Below are 17,743 nucleotides of genomic sequence, written 5' to 3' on the forward strand. Positions count from 1 at the left end.
ACTATCCAGTAAGAATGATGGTTGTAATAATAATGGTCAGTACGCGATTAATTGTTTTCATATGTTAAGACTGCCTTAACAAAGGCTATGCTGTCAACCCTAAATCAAAAGATAAAACATCCTTTTTTAACATGAAAAAACCTAATGAATGCCAAATTTATGCAATATTTCGTTTAAGTTAGATTTATTGATAGGTTTATCGATAAAGTCTATTGCGCCAAGTTGAGCGACTCGTTGCTTCATTTTCTCTTGTATATCGGCGGAAATAACTAAAACAAAACACTCTATTTTTTCTGTTTTTATAGTCTCGAGTACTTGTATACCATCAACTTCGGGCATCGTGAGGTCTAAGCATAGCAAATCAAAGCTTTGTGCCCGTAAAAGTTCTAGAGCATGCGCTCCATTTGTAGCTTGTTGTATTTGAGCGTCTATACATTCATTCAAACACCGCACAACTTGTTTACGGGCGACTGCAGAATCGTCACAGACTAATATCGAAAATTTCATCATGTTTACTACTACACAACCATCAAATTTATTAAAAGGTTACTAAAATACCTTCCTTCGCATTTTAGACACTTTAACACGCCTCCAAGCACTCAGCGCATTAATAATTTAATACAATGATAAATATAGAATAAATCCGTTTAAGATATAATTAACCAAGGCAAATACCAATAAAACCTTAAATACTTAATAGATAACAAACTTACTAACTCATAGCTTGTTTTAATTGCTTTGATGCTACACGCCTGCTTTTTGGGCTTATCTTGTTAAATTTTAACTTTTTTATTTATTTTTAGAGGTTTATTGACTAACTTTTAAATTACTATCGTAACGTTACAAAAATAATAAAGGATGAACAAGTCACTCATGTTACAAAAAAGTCTTTCTAAGAAGCTGCTGACTAGCGTTTTATCCGTCTATTTTTTGCTTACCTTTGTAGTGACTTGCGGACAAGTGCTTGCTGAATACGTTAATACTAAAGACTATATCCGTGATGAATTGAGTACATTACAAAAAACCTTTAGTCGCAGCTTAACACGCGCTATTTGGGAACTTAATACCAAGCAAACAATTACAACAGCAGAAGGTCTACTCGCCATCCCCATGATTGAAGGGATTATAGTTCGAGATGACAGCGGTGAAATTATTTCACAGCTAGGACGTTCGCTCGATATACATAAACTATATAACCAACAATTAGTACAAGAAGAAGTAATTTTAGAAGATAGTAAATCGGGTTTATTTGGTTATACCTTTCCACTTATTTTCGAATTTTCAGGCCGTGCAACCCAAGTTGGCGACGTTACCTTATTCTCAAGTCGAGAAGTTGTTTTTAGCCGCATTATGGTATCAATCTACTTTTTGATTGGTAACGCAATGATTAAAACCACTTTTTTGATCATTTTATTTTTAATGGCATTTAGAAAACTTCTTACAGACCCTTTAGCTGAGCTCACTGAGCAGCTAGAAAATTTAGAACTGGATGAGCTAGAAGGTCAACACATAGAAATAGAAACAGAGGAGCATAACGAACTAAAAGTGATGGAGCAGTCGTTTAACAAACTAATTGATAAAGTAGTTCAGTATAGAAAAGAGCTGGAGCACACCCAAAAAGAACTCATTATAAGTAACGAAAAGCTCGATCAGCACAACATACAACTTGAACAAGATGTAGCCCGTAAAACATCAAATTTAAGCCAAGCAATGATGGATTTACAGCAGCAAAAGTACGAACTCGAAAAACAAAAAATTGTACTCACAGAAGAAGTTGATTTACGCCGAAGTACAGAACAAGAACTAATTACAAAGCAAACTGAATCTCAACGTTATATAGAAGAGTTGAGCCTTGCACAGGAACGTTTATTAGGCACAGAAAAAATGGCCGCGCTAGGTGGACTTGTCGCAGGTATTACACACGATATAAACACCCCTATTGGTATAGGTGTAACGGCAATATCATTTTTACAAGAACGCTTAAATAAACTCGAAAACGCTTATACCGAAAAAACGCTTTCGCCAAAAGCACTAGAAGAATTCATTAACGAAGCGAAGCAAAGCGCTAGCTTACTAACAACTAATTTAGATAGAGCCTCTGAACTTATTGCTAGCTTTAAACAAATAGCGGTCGATCAGGCCAGTGAGGCAGTGAGAACAATTAACTTCAAAGATTACACTAACGAAGTCATACGCTCACTGCACCCAAAATTAAAAAAGACATCTCATACTATAAAATTAGAATGCCCAGATGATTTAGTTTTAAATTTACCCGCAGGGGCTATAAGCCAAATTTTTACCAACCTAATTATGAACTCACTTATTCATGGCTTTGAAGGTAAAAGTAACGGTGTAATGGATATTAAAATCAGCGCAGATGACACCAATTTAACTATTGATTACAAAGATGATGGGAATGGTGTTACCAACGAGCAATTGAAAAAATTATTCGACCCATTTTTTACTACCAAGCGCGATGAAGGCGGTAGCGGATTAGGTACCCATATAATGCTTAATTTAGTTAAGCAAACCCTAAGTGGATCGATTGATGCAACGAGTGAACCAGGCAGAGGTCTGCGTTACTATATTCAATTTCCGAAGAACATGGCTAAGCCACTGCCTATTTTTGATAAATATGAATAAATAAAACTACATGCGTTAAATTTGTTCATATTCAACAGTAACAAATCAGTCATTTCGAGATACTGTTTTTATTGCTATGATTGTACAAATTTTTAAATGGATCAATTCCCCTATGTGGTTTAGTAACCTTATTTGTTACCGCTTTAAGCAAGACGTTTCATACACTCAAGAAGATTTTGATAAAGCATTAGAGCAAGATTTATTTCGCCCATGTACTGGTCAAGAGCTTGCAACATTTGGTTGGACAAAAGCATTTGGAAAACACGGCGAAACACTAGCTCACTTTTCTCAAAAAAGTATTTTAGTTTGCGCTAAACGTGAAGAAAAAGTACTCCCTGCTTCTGTTATCAACGAACTAGTCGCTGAGAAAGTTGATCTGATAGAAGCTGAAGAAAACCGCCCAGTTAAAAAGAAAGAAAAAGACGAATTAAAAGAAAACATTCTTCATACTCTTCTACCTCAAGCATTTAAAAAGTCGAGCTTACAATTTGCCTTTATTGACCAAGAAAACGGTTGGGTTGTTGTAAATAGTGGCAGCTTTAATAAAGCAGAAGAGCTACTAGCACTACTTCGTAAATCGCTAGGAACGCTTCCGGTTGTACCTGCGTTTGCTAACTACGATTTAGATGTGTTTTTAACTGATTGGTTAACTAACTTTAGTACACCAGAAGGCTTTGCTATTGGCTCAGACGCTGAACTTGAAGAAGCAGACGACAGCGGCGCACAAGTAAAGCTCAAAGGTCATGACCTATCGTGTGATGAAGTTAAATCGCATTTAGAAAGTGGTAAACGCGTAACTAAACTTGCACTTGATTGGCAAGAGCGTCTTAAGTTTATGCTACAAAACGATGGCTCTATCAAACGTTTAAGCTACTCTGAAACTCTAAAAGAAGAAAACGCAGATATTCCTAAAGAAGATATGGCTTTAAAACTTGATGCTGACTTTATTTTAGCTTCTGAAGAGATAAAGCAATTACTTGAAGAACTAACTGCTGGCTTAGGTGACGTTGAAGATTTAGAAAAAGCGTAAATACCTAAATACCATAGTACCAACCTGCGTAAATATTTAACAATTTAACGAGTTAAATAGCCCCATATATAAGCAGGTTGTTATAACAGATAAAAAATCCGATAGCAGTTTACTGCTATCGGATTTTTTTATGGAATTTTTTGAAGCACTTATTTATATATTTATTAACCGCGAACAGAGTTTATACCAATCTGCTTATATACGGGGTCTATTTAACGTTGAGAAAATTACGCTAGAACTAGGCAAAAATTTTTGTATCTAGTTGTTCTAAATAAAAAATTTTTAACGACGTTATAGTGCAATTTAATTCGTTAAATTGATCAAAGATTTATGCAGGTTGGTATTAGCTAACGTTCGACGTATTAAAACCTATGGTAATCACCTTTCAAATAGGAGGTTACAGAATGGTTCAAAGGATCATCAAGGTAAGTTATATAAAGTGGTGTGAAGTTATTTATATACGCTTCAAGCTGGACTGCACAAAAACTAAAGTTTTTGATTTTAATTAAAACCATTAACTTACTTTGTGCAGATAACTTATTTTAGCTTTTAGCGTCTTCAACTTTAGGTTGGCGATATATTTTTATAATGTGGTATAAATTTACAAGCGACAATAAGCCGTTGGTAAAAATAACAGGCACTGCGCCAATGGCAACACCGTATGCAGTAAATACAATACAACCAAACATGTTGTACCAACGTAGTTTTACTACATCTGTCATTGTTAACGATGCAACCAATAAAGCTGATGCAATATAACCTAAATATTCCCAACTCAATTGTTCTCTCCTAGCCTTTAGGTTAGCATTACATGTACTGCTAGCTTATGGCACTTATAAGTATTGCAAAGTTACAACAAAATAAAAAAGCTAACCTGCTTAAAAAACCTGAAAAAGTTTGCCGGAAAATACCAGCAAATTCTTAAATCATTACACGGGAAATGAAGGTAAAATAATACTCTTAGCAAAGCTAATAATATTAATAGCAAGTTAGCGTAAATTCTTAGTGTCTTAATGCTATCGTCATTAAGATGTAATAAATAGGACAAATGTCCGAAGAGCACATTGATGTTTCAATACCATTTTTCTAGTTACCTTGTTGATCAGCTTTTAACCTTTGCCGGTAGTAGCTATCAACAATCAAAAAAAGAAGTCCTGATCCATCAAGATCAGCCTTTAAGCAAGCTTGTGCTTGTACGCAGTGGCACTGTGTCGTTTAGTTACGACGTAGGTAATGGACGACGCCTGCTGTTAGGTCAATTGGATTGTAACAATACCCTTATTGGTGAAATAGAAGCGCTAAATAATAATCCATGTATTTATACAGTTACGTGCTTTAGCGATGTAACCTATAACCTTATTGAATTAAGACATTGGCGTGCTCTGCTACTTGAAAAACCAGAACTGAGCTTATACACCGCACAAACCATTGCGGCTAAGTTTCAGGAAAACCAAAAAATCAATCTAGATAAGTTATTACTACCACTTAGCTATAACATAGCTAAAGATTGCTTGCTAAGAGCCGAGAACAACAACCCTACGCTACTTAGGGCCTACCCTACCGTGAATGCTGAAGCAGAACGCTTTGCTACCACTGAGCGAGCTTACAGACGTGTTGTTACAGAACTCGTAGAAAAAGGCTTGGTACTTAGAAGTAACGATGGCTTACAAGCCGTCGATATTCCAAAGCTAAGTGAATATGTAGATAGCTTTGCTCAGCTTTAAAATAAAAAAAGGCCTTAACGGCCTTTTTTTATTTATACAAATTACTAATTACTTCTCTAGCAAAATGTCATGAATTTTCGCAAGATCAGATTTACCAGCAATAATTTCATCCGGTGTTAAACCCGATAGTTCATGCGGGAACACTAACCACTCTTCAGACTCATGAATATAATAATCTGGAACAGTGTCTACTTTTGAGTTTTTTGGCTTGTAGTACGGACATGCAATACGAATATCACGTGGCAAGTTTAAGCGCATAAGCTCTGAAAGCTTTTCTTTTAATGCAACAATACTACGACCTGAGTCAAATACATCATCAACAATTAGTAATGAATCACCTGCATTTGCGTTCTCTACAATGTAATGTAAGCCGTGTACTTTAATTTCTTTCGACTGCTTACCAATACCGTAATAAGAAGATGTACGCACTGCAATGTGGTCAGTCTCAATGCCTTTGTAATCGTAATACTCTTGAACAGCAATACCGATCGGTGCACCACCTCGCCAAATACCAATAATAAAATCAGGACGAAAGCCATCTTGGTATACTTGTGCCGCTACGCGGAACGAATCTTCAAGCAGCTGTTGAGCTGTGATGTAGCACTTATCTGACATAATTAGAAACCCCAGTGGTGGATATAAGATTTGAGCGCAGCTTAGAGTTAAGCAAAAATTAAACTCAAACAGGTATTGGCGACGGATTTTACCGTAAATGAAATAAAATTGCTTGCCTGTAAATTAAAAAATAGGCACCCAAGGGTGCCTATTTTTAGCGTAAAAAGCGTAATTTAGTAAATATTATGCTTTTTCTTGTAGTGTACGAGCAACCGTACGCATACCTTGCGTTGTTGCGCCCGCTGCCCATTGGCTTGTACTGCCCATGTTAAATGCAGCCGCTAAATCGATGTGTACCCAGCCTTTGCCATCGTTTGGCACAAAGCGCGATAAAAAGCCTGCCGCATTCGATGCACCGCCATAACCGCCACCTTTTTGTGCACGGCTATTTGCCGTATCAGCATAAGGAGATGGGCAGTTTTGTTGATGCCATTTTTCAAGAGGCAGTGGCCAAGCAGCTTCCATTTCTTGAGATGCAAAACTCTCAACTTCACGTACAAGTTCTTTATCAAGTGCAAATAATGCATTGTACTCTTGGCCAACAGCAACAAGCGCTGCACCAGTTAGTGTTGCTGCATCAATAATAAGTGGAGCGCCAGTCTCCCCAGCTGCCATTAAACCATCAGCAAGTACTAAGCGACCTTCAGCATCCGTGTTTACAATTTCAACTGTTGTGCCATTTTTATAAGTAAGAATGTCACCTAATTTGTATGCATGACCTGAAATTAAGTTCTCAGCACAACATAAAAACAGCTTAATACGTTTTTCAATACCACGGTTAATAGCCAATGCTAAACCTGCAGTTACTGTTGCAGCGCCGCCCATGTCGCACTTCATACCAAGCATACCTTCGCTTGATTTAATTGAGTAACCACCTGAGTCAAACGTAATACCTTTACCTACAAGCGCTGCACTTACTGGTGCATTTTCGTCGCCTGTTGGGTTGTAATCAAGCTCAAGCAATACTGGTGGGCGAACACTACCGCGACCAACAGCATGAATACCTATCCACTGTTGTTCTAGTAACGCATCACCTTTAATGATTTGGTAACTTACGTGTTCAGGCGCTAATGATTGAATAAACTCAGCTGCTTTTTCGGCTAGGCTCTCTGGGTAAATGTCATCGGCTGTCCCGTTAACCATTTCACGTGCCCAAATTGCTGACGTTTTTAAGTGAGCAAGTTCTTTAATATCTGATTGTGCGTTATCAACAAACTCAACACCGTTTAACGATTTTGGTGTTACAAAGCCTTGATAAAAAGCCCACTGGCTTTCTGTACACCAAGCATCGCCTGCTAATTCAACGTTTTTAATACCTTGGATTGCAATAGTACGACCAGCTTTTTGAACATTTTTCAATGTTTCTTGCTCAGACAAATGAACAGTTGCACCGCGCTCATTAAAAGACAATGACGCATTATCGCCCCAATGACTCGCTGCTGCTTGTTCGCTTAGTTGAACAACAAATTTTTCACTCATGTTAGAATACCCTTGCACTTAAATGTGCCACCGAGTTTACTATAGAGCGCTTAAGTTCCCAACAGCTTGAGATAAATAACATAAATCACACTGCTGTGCAGTATTTACACTTTGGAAGTTATCATGAAGTACACGCCAACTCTGCAACCTGCTACCTTATTAAAACGCTACAAACGCTTTTTAGCTGATTTACAACTAAGTGATGGCAGTGAATTTACCGCCCACTGTGCTAATACAGGTAAAATGACGGGATGCGCAGAGCCTGGTTTTGCTGCTTTTTATTCAACAAGCGATAACGCAAAACGAAAATACCCGCATTCATTAGAGCTTACGCAAAATAACCTATCGCAGCTTATTTGTGTAAATACAGCGGTGGCTAATAAAGTAGTAGAAGAAGCAATAAACAATAATGTGATAAGCGAGCTACTCGACTACAGTCAATTGCAAAGCGAAGTAAAGTACGGCAGCGAAAACAGCAGAATCGACTTTTTACTCACAGACGAAAATAAGCCTGATTGCTACGTAGAAGTTAAATCAGTCACATTATTAAGCGAAGATGCACCACAAAGCGGGCAAGGCTACTTTCCTGATGCGCAAACACTGCGTGGACAAAAACATATCCGCGAACTAATAGAAATGATCGAACAAGGCCACCGAGCAGTATTACTGTTCGCTGTTTTACATGAAGGAATAAATACCGTGAGTGCAGCTGCGCATATTGATAAAAAATACGCCACGCTATTAAGCCAAGCAATAATAGCCGGCGTTGAAGTATTAGCATACAAAGCCACTATTTCTGCTAATGAAGTTTTACTTCATAAAAAAATAGTATTTGAACAGTAATGTATTAAACCAAGGGATTGAACTAAGCGTAATCTGCAAAATAAGCAAAGTACTCAAATTAAAAAAAGTTATACAAAGTGAATTATAAAAATTAACTTGTTTTTAAAGCTTTTGCCCATATAACAAGGCAAGTTTTAGAAAGCGAATATGTGAATTAATTAAAAGTGTAAATAAACTATTAATACACTTTTTACTCAGTAAGCATGGTTGAAGCTAATTCGATTAATTAAAAATAAATTTGCCTAGGGTATAAGATTCTGTTATTTATACCGCCGGCTAATGCTGAGGCATTAAATTAAGGATTTAGGAGAGAGTTATGCCAGACCAAAAGAAACATGGTTTATTGGCTCAAGCCGGTTTAGAACCATACCAAGAAAAACCAGGCGAAGAGTACATGAATGATGCACAACGTGCTCATTTTAGAGCGATTTTAGAAACTTGGCGTAATGATTTACGTAACGAAGTTGATCGTACTAAATCACACATGCAAGACGAAGCTGCTAACTTTCCTGACCCAGTTGACCGCGCTGCACAAGAAGAAGAGTTCTCGTTAGAACTTCGTACTCGTGACCGCGAACGTAAATTAATCAAAAAAATTGAAAAAACAATTAATTTGATTAAAGAAGATGATTTTGGCTTTTGTGAGTCTTGTGGCATCGAAATTGGCATACGTCGCTTAGAAGCACGTCCTACTGCCGATTTATGCGTAGACTGCAAAACACTTGCAGAAATCAAAGAAAAGCAATCTGGACGCGGCTAATTAATACTTATTAATTAGTTATGTCTCCTACAGCCGTTACTGCGCCTATGCGTAAATATCGCGGTCGTTTTGCACCGTCTCCTTCTGGGCCATTACATTTTGGCTCACTTGTAGCGGCTGTGGGTAGTTATCTAGATGCAAAAGCTAACCAAGGAGATTGGTTAGTTCGTATAGAAGACATTGACACTACGCGCGTGGTTAAAAACGCCGACTCCGATATTCTGAATACCTTACATGCCTACGCCCTTCACTGGGACGAACCTGTTGTATATCAAACGCAGCGTCAGCCTTTATACCAAGATATTACCCACTCACTTTTAAAACAAAAGCTTGTTTATGGTTGCACTTGTACTCGCAAACAAATTAAAGCCATTGGCGGTATTTATCAAGGGCATTGCCAAGCACTTAACCATAATACGGAGTCCGGTGCGCTTCGCTTAGTTCAGCAACATCCAACTACTCAATTTAATGATTTAATTCAAGGTGATATAACAGTAAATAGCGCCCTTTCCCATGAAGATTACTTAATTAAACGCAGCGATGGCTTATTTGCATATCAACTTGTTGTGGTCGTCGATGATATTGATCAAGGGATTAATCGAATTGTAAGAGGCGCTGATTTGATTGAGCCAACCGCAAGGCAAATTAGTTTGTTTAAACAACTAAATAGCCCTGTGCCTGAATTTGCTCATTTACCTTTAGCGGTTGCCAAGCCTGGTTTCAAATTATCTAAACAAAACTATGCTCCCGCCATTAGCAAACAAAATCCAAAGCCAGCTTTAATTAGTGCATTTGAGTTTTTAGGGTTGCCTGTTATAGCTGATTTAATCGATTTAAATATTGAACAATTAATCGCTTGGGGAATTAAAAACTTTAGCTTAAAACAGGTACCACAAGTATCCGAAATACAAATTTCTCAGCATCCACGTAGTCAGAAAGTCCAATTTACACATTTAAGTAAATAAAATAGCTAAAAACGGCTTAATTTCAACACATCAACTTAATTTTTAAACCCTGCTGGTATATGATAGCCGCCTAAATATATGCTAATTACGTCAAACAGCTAGTACTGGGCTATAACCGCCTTATTTGCTGTAACTTTTGATTGCGATGCAGAGTCAATCACACCTTCTAGGAGACAGACTATTATTTCCAAGCTTTTTCAATTTTGCCGACAAATAATCGGCCCGAATACCAGTGCCGAAAGCGCTTCTGTAAGCAGTGAACCTATTGTTGTCACTCGTGGTGAGCATGGTATTTCTCGCAAACAATTTAGCCCAAATGCAATCAAAGTATTATACCGCTTAAAAGACGGTGGCTACGATGCCTACCTTGTTGGTGGTTGTATTCGCGATATATTGTTAGGCCAACAGCCAAAAGATTTTGACGTAGTTACTAACGCAACGCCAGATCAAGTAAAAAAACTATTTAGAAACTGTCGCCTTATTGGCCGTCGCTTTCGCTTAGCACATATTGTATTTGGCCGTGAAATTATTGAAGTGGCGACTATGCGTGGCCATCACGAAGCGCAAGAAGACAAAAATCAAATAAGCCAATCAAGCGATGAAGGCCAATTACTACGTGACAACGTATTTGGCAGTATTGAAGAAGATGCAGAGCGCCGCGACTTTTCAATCAATGCACTTTATTACTCAATCAAAGATTTTAGTATTCACGATTACGCCAACGGCTTAGCGGCAATTAAAGCTAAACAAATTGAGCTAATCGGCGACCCTGAAACGCGTTACCGCGAAGACCCTGTTCGTATGTTACGTGCAGTTCGCTTTGCTACTAAACTTGATATGAGCATTGCGCCTAAAAGTGAAAAGCCAATTAGCGAGCTTGCAAGTTTGCTTGATAACATTCCGCCAGCACGTTTATTTGAAGAAATTCTTAAGCTGTTTTTAAACGGCAAGGCCGAAGCTAACTTTTTAATGCTGCGTAAATACGGCTTATTCCGCTCACTGTTTCCTGAGCTTGATAAAATCTTAGATAAAAACCCAAGTGGCTTAGAACACACGCTTATTCAGCAAATGTTTCAAAATACTGACAAGCGCATTAATGCTGATAAAAAAGTAACACCAGCGTTTATTTTTGCCGCACTACTTTGGTTTCCGCTGCTTGAACGTACTAAAAAGATTCAAAGCCAAGAGCAACTTGCAGAATACGACGCTTTCGCACAAGCAATGAATAAAGTACTCAGCGATAACTCACAACACATTGCGGTTCCTAAACGCTTTACTCTAGGCGCCCGCGATATTTGGCATATTCAGCACCGCTTAGATAAACGCGCAGGCCAACGTGCTTACAGACTAACGCAGCAACCTCGCTTTAAAGCCGCCTACGACTTTTTACTCTTACGCGTAGACGCAGGCGAAACACAGCATACTGAGCTTGCCCAGTGGTGGACACAATACTTAAGCCAAGATATAAACGGCCAAAAAGAGATGGTTAAAAACTTAGGTCATCAAGGTGGTCCTAAGCCGCGAAGGCGCCGTCGACCTACTAAAAAGCCAGCTGAGTAATAACATGTACTGTGTTTATTTGGGTTTAGGTGCCAACCTAAACTCACCAAAAGAGCAGCTTGATAACGCGGTAATCGCGCTTAAAAAGCTGCCCAATTGTGAATTTATAAGCGTATCGCATTACTATGCTAGTAAGCCTATGGGCCCACAAGATCAACCTGACTATATCAATGCAGTAGCGTGTATTAAAACGACCCTTAAGCCAGAGCAATTGCTTGATTTAACACAAAGCATTGAGCTTGAGCATGGACGAGTAAGAAAAGCTGAGCGTTGGGGTCCACGCACTCTTGATATAGATACTCTATTATTTGGTGATCAAATTATAAATACGGTGCGCTTAACTGTGCCTCATTATGGTTTGAATAATCGCGAGTTTGTGGTTTATCCACTATTAGAGCTTGCACCTGAACTTATTTTACCAAGCGGCATTGCATTAAAAACCATTGCAAATAACTTACCGCTCAACGACTTACAACAATTACCTCTGTAATTAACCTAGGCTTTTGCCTGCGAGGATATTATGTCTAAAATAACCGTTTCTACTTTAAATAAAATGAAAGCAGAAAATAACAAAATTACTGCATTAACAGCCTACGACGCTAGTTTTGCAAAGTTATTTCATGATAACGGCGTTGAAGTTATTTTAGTGGGCGACTCTTTGGGCATGGTACTACAAGGCGGCGATGACACCCTTGGCGTAACCAATCAAGATATTGCATATCATACCCGCTGTGTACGCGCCGGTAGTCGCGAATTATTTGTAATTGCTGACTTACCGTTTATGACCTACTCAAGCGTAAGTGATACTTGTAAAAATGCAGCTGAACTTATGCGCGCTGGCGCAAACATGATTAAGCTTGAAGGCGGAGAATGGCTTTACGAGAGCATTAAAACGCTTACTCAACAAGGTATTCCAGTTTGCGGGCATTTAGGCCTTACACCACAGTCAGTACATGTATTTGGTGGCTTTAAAATACAAGGTCGCGAAGAAGACAAAGCACAAAAAATGATTGATGATGCAAAAGCCCTAGAAGCCGCTGGCGCACAATTATTAGTACTTGAATGTATTCCAAGTGCATTGGCTAAACGCATTACAGACGCTCTAAGTATCCCAACTATTGGTATTGGTGCTGGTAGCCTAACTGATGGCCAAATACTGGTAATGCATGACCTTGTTGGTATTTCCGCAGGTTACATTCCTAAATTTTCTAAAAACTTTTTGCTCGAAACAGGCAATATGCCTACAGCCGTTCAAAAGTATTGTACAGACGTTAAAAATGGCGCATTTCCAAGCGCTGAACACGAGTTTAAATAATGCAGTCAATTACTGAAATTAGATCGTTACGTAGTCAAATTAAAGCATGGCGCCAAGCTGGCCTTAGCGTGGCACTTGTGCCAACAATGGGCAACTTGCACCGTGGGCATTTTTCGCTAGTAGAAAAAGCAAAAAACTTAGCCGATAAAGTCGTTGTGAGTATTTTTGTTAACCCAATGCAATTTGGTGCTAACGAAGATTTAGATAACTATCCTCGTACGCTAAACGAAGACAAGCAAGGCCTTGCTGAACTAGGCACTGATATTGTGTTTACTCCAAGTGTAGATACAATCTATCCAAATGGACTTGGTGCACAAAGCTTTGTAGATGTGCCTGATATTTCATTAGGTTACTGTGGTGGCTCACGTCCTGGCCACTTCAGAGGCGTTGCTACAATAGTGACTAAGTTATTTAACCTTGTACAACCAGACTACGCCTGCTTTGGTGAAAAAGATTTTCAGCAACTGCAAGTAATTAAAACCATGGCACGCGACTTATCAATTCCGGTTGAAGTTATTGGTGTACCTACAATGCGAGAAGTTTCTGGCCTTGCTATGAGCTCGCGTAATGGTTACTTATCGAACGAGCAAAAAGCGACAGCAACCGTATTATTTAAAGCACTTAATACGTGCGCTGAGCAACTTAAAAGTGGCGATAAAGACTTCGTAAAACTTGAAAGCTTAGCTAAACAAAGTTTAGAGCAAGCAGGCCTAAAGCCAGACTATTTTGAGATTGCTCAACGAGATACATTAAAAACTGCTACAATCGAAGATACTCAATTTGTTATTTTAGCCGCAGCCTATTTTGGTGGTGTTAGATTGATCGACAATATTCAAGTCGAAATTTAATATTATTGCGACTCCATTTTAAGGATAAGAAGCATGCACACTTTAATAAAAACAAGCGTAGTCGCCCTTACTTTTGCACTATTAGTAGGTTGCCAAAACCAAGTTGAAAACCCTGAAATGAATCAGTGTGCTCAACAAAATTACCAATGCGAAAGTACATGTGAACAGCAAACAACTGCTGATAGCTTAAAGCAACAAGTATGCTCTGGTAAATGTGTTGAGAGCTACAATCAGTGTAAAGTGCAAGCCGAAAAATTAGGTAATATTTAATCCCCTAAAACTTTTAATTTTAGGCACAAAAAAACCGCTCAGTGAGCGGTTTTTTATTGCTTATGGTTTATTAGTTCAAACCAAGCTTTTTAAGTTCTGTTTTTACTAGCTTTGCAGAAAGTGGTACATAACCATCTTTTTCTACAATTTGCTGACCATCTTTTGAAAGTACCATTCTTAAAAATTGTTCTTCCATAGGTGATAGCGGCTTATTCGGGTGTTTATTCACATAAACATATAAAAAGCGCGATAGCGGATATTTACCTTGCGCAACGTTATCAAGTGTTGCATCAACAAAGTTATCGCCTTTTTTAGCTAGCGGTACTGTACGTACGCCCGATGTTTTATAACCAATACCAGAGTAACCAATTGCATTTAATGAAGATGAAATTGACTGTACTACCGATGCAGAACCCGGTTGCTCATTTACGTTATTACGGAAATCACCTTTACACAGTGCTTTCTTTTTAAAGTAACCGTAAGTACCTGATACTGAGTTACGTCCGTAAAGTTGAACGTCTTTAGCTGCCCAGTCACCTGTCAGACCAACATCGCTCCAACGGTTAACTTGCTCTGATGCGCCACATTTACGAGTAGATGAAAAAATCGCATCTACTTGGTCAATACGAAGGCCTTCAATTGGATTATCTTTATGTACAAATACTGCAAGTGCATCAATAGCTACACGTACTTCTGTTGGTTTGTAACCGTAACGTTTTTCGAACGCTTCGATTTCTTTAGATTTCATTTTACGGCTCATTGGACCTAGGTTAGCTGTACCTTCGGTAAGTGCCGGTGGCGCAGTAGAAGAACCTGCCGCTTGAATTTGAATATTTACATTTGGGTAAATACGTTTGTACTCTTCAGCCCAGAACGTCATCATGTTGGCTAAAGTGTCAGAACCTACTGATGAGAAGTTACCTGAAACACCACTAATTTTTTGATACTCAGGAATATCTTGGTCTAAAGCAACTGCTTGTGCAGATACGAAAGTTGTAACAGCCACACCCATTGCGGCAACTAAGTTTTTAAATTTCATGTAGGGTTCTCCGGTTTGTTCGTCCCATTTTCTAACTGCTGCCCACTCTAAAGTGAGTACATGACAGTTACATTACTCTTAAATGACACTTTTATGACTTTGCTTTTCAGCCTAATTACTTAGCTAGCGAAACTATCTTATCTATTGAAAATTCAAAAGAAAAACACGAACCTTTGTTAACTTCACTACTAATATTTAATTTACTATCGTGGCGCGTTAGTACATGTTTTGTAATCGCAAGCCCTAAACCTGAGCCACCTGTTGTTCTGCTGCGGGCTTTATCAACACGATAAAAACGCTCAGTTAAACGGTTAATATGCTCAGGCGCAATACCATCACCATTATCGGTAACACTAAAACATGCTTTATTGTTTTTGCGTTGCCAACATACTTCCACTTTGCCACCGGGTTTTGTGTAATGAATCGCGTTAAATACTAAATTAGAAAACGCACTACGCAGTTCATCCTCAGAGCCTTTAATATCAAGGGTTTTATCAATATTAAAAATAAGCTCATGGCCTTTGTCTTGGTTAATTGAATTTGCTTCAGTGTGAATATAACCAAGTAATTGCGGTACGTTTATAGCTTTATCGTTGTCTTGACGCCGTGCCCCCTCAATACGTGAAAGCGATAGTAACTGGCTGACTAAGCTATCCATGCGCTTACATTGTTCAAGCATGGTATTTTGCGCTTTGTTCCACATTGCTGGCGGCGGCATCATGTCACCTTCCATCATCTCAAGATACCCTGTAACCACTGTAAGCGGCGTACGTAGTTCATGTGACACATTGGCTACAAAGTCTTTACGCATCTGTTCTAGCTGTTTTAAGCGCGTTACATCACGCACAACAACCATAAGTTGCGTGCTTGCATAAGGCATTACCCTAAACTCAAGTACCTGTTCAACGCTATGACCATTATCCAGCTCAAGCGCATCATCAAACTCGCCTTTGTGCATGTATTTAGCAAACTTAGGTTCGCGAATTAAATTATCAAGACGCTGACCGTGATCGGTTGGCCACTGCAGGCCAAGCACTTTAAGCGCTAATTGATTACACCACACAATACTTAAATCGTTTTGTAATACCACAACCGCATCAGGTACTGCTTCAGCTCCATCGCGAAAGCGACGAATTAAATCAGCAAGCTCATTACGTTTTTTACGATTACGGTGCTGCAGATGATAAATACCTTCAAACACTTGCTCCCATGCACCCTCGCCCTCTGGTGGATTAAAGCTACGTTGATTAAGTAGCCAATCGCTCAAACGATAAAGTTGATGGTAGTGCCAAATAAGGAGGGAAAAAGATCCTAAAAATAAAAGCAAAAATGGCGCGCCAACCAGCACACCAATTAATAGTAAGGGTAAAAAATAGATAAACAGGCGCTTTACTAACGCCTGCTTATTAACAACTCGATACATACACTCACTTTACCTTAGAGTAGTAATACATGCATATTTCACACATTAGCTAAGCTTTAAGCTGATCACAGCTTACTTGAAAAACGATACCCAGCACCACGTACAGTTTGCACTAAACGGTCGTGTCCAAGTGGGCCAATTGCTTTACGCAGACGACGAATGTGCACATCAACCGTGCGATCTTCTACGTAAACGTTAGTTCCCCATACATGATCAAGCAGTTGTTCACGACTATAAACACGCTCTGGGTGGGTCATAAAAAAGTGCAGTAATCTAAATTCGGTTGGCCCCATATCAAGCTCGTTACCTTCTGAGGTAACACGATGCGAAATAGGATCTAAACGCAGGCCATGTACTTCAATAGCCTCTTCTAATGAGGTTGGCGATACACGGCGAATAACCGCTTTAATACGTGCCATAAGCTCTTTAGGAGAAAATGGCTTAGTGACGTAATCGTCAGCACCTACTTCAAGGCCGCGTACTTTGTCTTCTTCTTCGCCACGGGCTGTAAGCATAATAATTGGGATTTGGCGGGTGTGTTCGTTTTGCTTAAACTTTTTAGCAATTTGAATACCGCTTCCACCTGGTAACATCCAATCAAGTAAAACCATATCTGGGTAAGGTTCAACCATAGCTGCAATAGCAGAGTCGTAATCTTCTGCTTCAATTGCTTGAAATCCATTTTGCTCTAAAACAAAAACCAACATCTCCCTGATAGGAGCTTCGTCATCTACGACTAGTACTTTACGTGACATTCCAATTTATCTCTTACGCTATCGAATTAGTTTTCATTATTATGACTAAGTATGACATTTTTATGAAAGTGTAACGTGTAAATTAAAATGGTGGTAAAAAAAACACAAATTAGTGACAAAAAACCTCATTAACGTCATATTTTTAAAACCTTTTTAATATTTAACGTAATAATTAGAGATTTACGATAAATTTATAAAATAGCTAATTTTTGAAATTATCTACTTTTTGTCGCTAGTTAAATCATTAAATAATACAAAATTAGCTGGGATCATTGTTTTACTAACCAATACTTTTTTACAGATCGATCGTTTAAAAGTAACTTTAAAGCTATTTTAAAATTAACAAACCCGCCTGTGTAACAATCAATACGTTTAAAAATAGATCTAAATTTTACTAAGCTCCAAATAAAGGATCAGATTTTTACCAAGCCGATCTACCCTCAGATCAGAGTTGTACCTAGTCAAAGCCATAAG

18 protein-coding genes are annotated in these 17,743 nt (G+C 38.6%); 11 read left to right on the forward strand and 7 right to left on the reverse strand.

From position 1 onward, the window contains the following. Nucleotides 1-141: 141 nt before the first annotated feature. Nucleotides 142-510, reverse strand: a complete 369-nt coding sequence (locus I6E80_RS17510; RefSeq protein ID WP_007587152.1) for a response regulator — start codon at nucleotides 508-510, stop codon at nucleotides 142-144. Between the two features lie 363 nt (nucleotides 511-873). On the opposite strand from I6E80_RS17510, the gene I6E80_RS17515 reads away from it, so the two are divergent. Both I6E80_RS17515 and rdgC read left to right on the forward strand, forming a co-directional pair. Next, on the forward strand, nucleotides 874-2,643 hold the full coding sequence (locus I6E80_RS17515) for a sensor histidine kinase (RefSeq protein ID WP_024599871.1): 1,770 nt from the start codon (nucleotides 874-876) through the stop codon (nucleotides 2,641-2,643). Nucleotides 2,644-2,755: 112 nt separating this feature from the next. After that, nucleotides 2,756-3,673 (forward strand): recombination-associated protein RdgC, encoded by a 918-nt coding sequence (rdgC, locus tag I6E80_RS17520; protein ID WP_024599872.1) that lies wholly within the window; start codon nucleotides 2,756-2,758, stop codon nucleotides 3,671-3,673. A 542-nt stretch (nucleotides 3,674-4,215) separates the two neighbouring features. Here rdgC and I6E80_RS17525 read toward each other — a convergent pair. Next, nucleotides 4,216-4,452 (reverse strand): YgjV family protein, encoded by a 237-nt coding sequence (locus I6E80_RS17525; RefSeq protein WP_002962663.1) that lies wholly within the window; start codon nucleotides 4,450-4,452, stop codon nucleotides 4,216-4,218. Between the two features lie 288 nt (nucleotides 4,453-4,740). Between I6E80_RS17525 and I6E80_RS17530 the strand changes: the two genes are divergently transcribed. After that, entirely contained in the window at nucleotides 4,741-5,397 is a 657-nt protein-coding gene (locus tag I6E80_RS17530; RefSeq protein WP_002962665.1) for a Crp/Fnr family transcriptional regulator, read from the forward strand. A gap of 48 nt (nucleotides 5,398-5,445) precedes the next feature. On the opposite strand, the gene I6E80_RS17535 is transcribed toward I6E80_RS17530, so the two are convergent. Both I6E80_RS17535 and pepB read right to left on the reverse strand, forming a co-directional pair. After that, nucleotides 5,446-6,012, reverse strand: coding sequence for a phosphoribosyltransferase (locus tag I6E80_RS17535; RefSeq protein ID WP_007377478.1), 567 nt, complete (start codon nucleotides 6,010-6,012; stop codon nucleotides 5,446-5,448). A 183-nt stretch (nucleotides 6,013-6,195) separates the two neighbouring features. Beyond that, complete coding sequence (pepB, locus tag I6E80_RS17540; RefSeq protein WP_024589754.1) at nucleotides 6,196-7,491, reverse strand: aminopeptidase PepB; 1,296 nt, start codon at nucleotides 7,489-7,491, stop codon at nucleotides 6,196-6,198. A gap of 123 nt (nucleotides 7,492-7,614) precedes the next feature. On the opposite strand from pepB, the gene sfsA reads away from it, so the two are divergent. The 8 genes from sfsA to I6E80_RS17580 all read left to right on the forward strand — a co-directional run bounded on the left by sfsA (nucleotide 7,615) and on the right by I6E80_RS17580 (nucleotide 14,052). After that, nucleotides 7,615-8,334: a DNA/RNA nuclease SfsA gene (gene sfsA / locus I6E80_RS17545; protein ID WP_197186090.1), complete on the forward strand. Its 720-nt coding sequence runs from the start codon at nucleotides 7,615-7,617 to the stop codon at nucleotides 8,332-8,334. A gap of 316 nt (nucleotides 8,335-8,650) precedes the next feature. Then, nucleotides 8,651-9,094, forward strand: coding sequence for an RNA polymerase-binding protein DksA (gene dksA / locus I6E80_RS17550; RefSeq protein ID WP_002962671.1), 444 nt, complete (start codon nucleotides 8,651-8,653; stop codon nucleotides 9,092-9,094). A 20-nt stretch (nucleotides 9,095-9,114) separates the two neighbouring features. After that, nucleotides 9,115-10,059 (forward strand): tRNA glutamyl-Q(34) synthetase GluQRS, encoded by a 945-nt coding sequence (gluQRS, locus tag I6E80_RS17555; RefSeq protein WP_197186091.1) that lies wholly within the window; start codon nucleotides 9,115-9,117, stop codon nucleotides 10,057-10,059. 216 nt (nucleotides 10,060-10,275) lie between these two features. Beyond that, nucleotides 10,276-11,619, forward strand: a complete 1,344-nt coding sequence (gene pcnB / locus I6E80_RS17560) for a polynucleotide adenylyltransferase PcnB (protein WP_331459347.1) — start codon at nucleotides 10,276-10,278, stop codon at nucleotides 11,617-11,619. A gap of 4 nt (nucleotides 11,620-11,623) precedes the next feature. Further along, nucleotides 11,624-12,109, forward strand: coding sequence for a 2-amino-4-hydroxy-6-hydroxymethyldihydropteridine diphosphokinase (gene folK / locus I6E80_RS17565; RefSeq protein WP_197186092.1), 486 nt, complete (start codon nucleotides 11,624-11,626; stop codon nucleotides 12,107-12,109). A gap of 30 nt (nucleotides 12,110-12,139) precedes the next feature. Further along, nucleotides 12,140-12,934 carry a 3-methyl-2-oxobutanoate hydroxymethyltransferase gene (panB, locus tag I6E80_RS17570; protein WP_197186093.1) on the forward strand — a complete coding sequence of 265 codons (795 nt, stop codon included), beginning with the start codon at nucleotides 12,140-12,142 and terminating at the stop codon, nucleotides 12,932-12,934. Further along, nucleotides 12,934-13,782: a pantoate--beta-alanine ligase gene (gene panC, locus I6E80_RS17575; protein WP_024598973.1), complete on the forward strand. Its 849-nt coding sequence runs from the start codon at nucleotides 12,934-12,936 to the stop codon at nucleotides 13,780-13,782. The genes panB and panC overlap by 1 nt, the downstream gene beginning before the upstream one ends. 33 nt (nucleotides 13,783-13,815) lie before the next feature. Next, entirely contained in the window at nucleotides 13,816-14,052 is a 237-nt protein-coding gene (locus I6E80_RS17580) for a hypothetical protein (protein WP_024598974.1), read from the forward strand. Nucleotides 14,053-14,122: 70 nt separating this feature from the next. Here the strand turns inward: I6E80_RS17580 and I6E80_RS17585 are convergent, their stop codons facing one another. From I6E80_RS17585 to phoB, 3 genes are all read right to left on the reverse strand, one after another. Next, entirely contained in the window at nucleotides 14,123-15,091 is a 969-nt protein-coding gene (locus I6E80_RS17585) for a PstS family phosphate ABC transporter substrate-binding protein (RefSeq protein WP_024598975.1), read from the reverse strand. 115 nt (nucleotides 15,092-15,206) lie between these two features. Continuing rightward, a complete protein-coding gene (gene phoR, locus I6E80_RS17590; protein WP_024598976.1) occupies nucleotides 15,207-16,514 on the reverse strand; it encodes a phosphate regulon sensor histidine kinase PhoR in 1,308 nt (435 codons plus the stop codon). 65 nt (nucleotides 16,515-16,579) lie between these two features. After that, nucleotides 16,580-17,269 (reverse strand): phosphate regulon transcriptional regulator PhoB, encoded by a 690-nt coding sequence (gene phoB / locus I6E80_RS17595; RefSeq protein WP_006791869.1) that lies wholly within the window; start codon nucleotides 17,267-17,269, stop codon nucleotides 16,580-16,582. Nucleotides 17,270-17,743: the final 474 nt, after the last annotated feature.

Origin of the sequence: Pseudoalteromonas sp. NSLLW218 (assembly GCF_015864775.1) — a bacterium.
Taxonomy (GTDB): domain Bacteria; phylum Pseudomonadota; class Gammaproteobacteria; order Enterobacterales; family Alteromonadaceae; genus Pseudoalteromonas.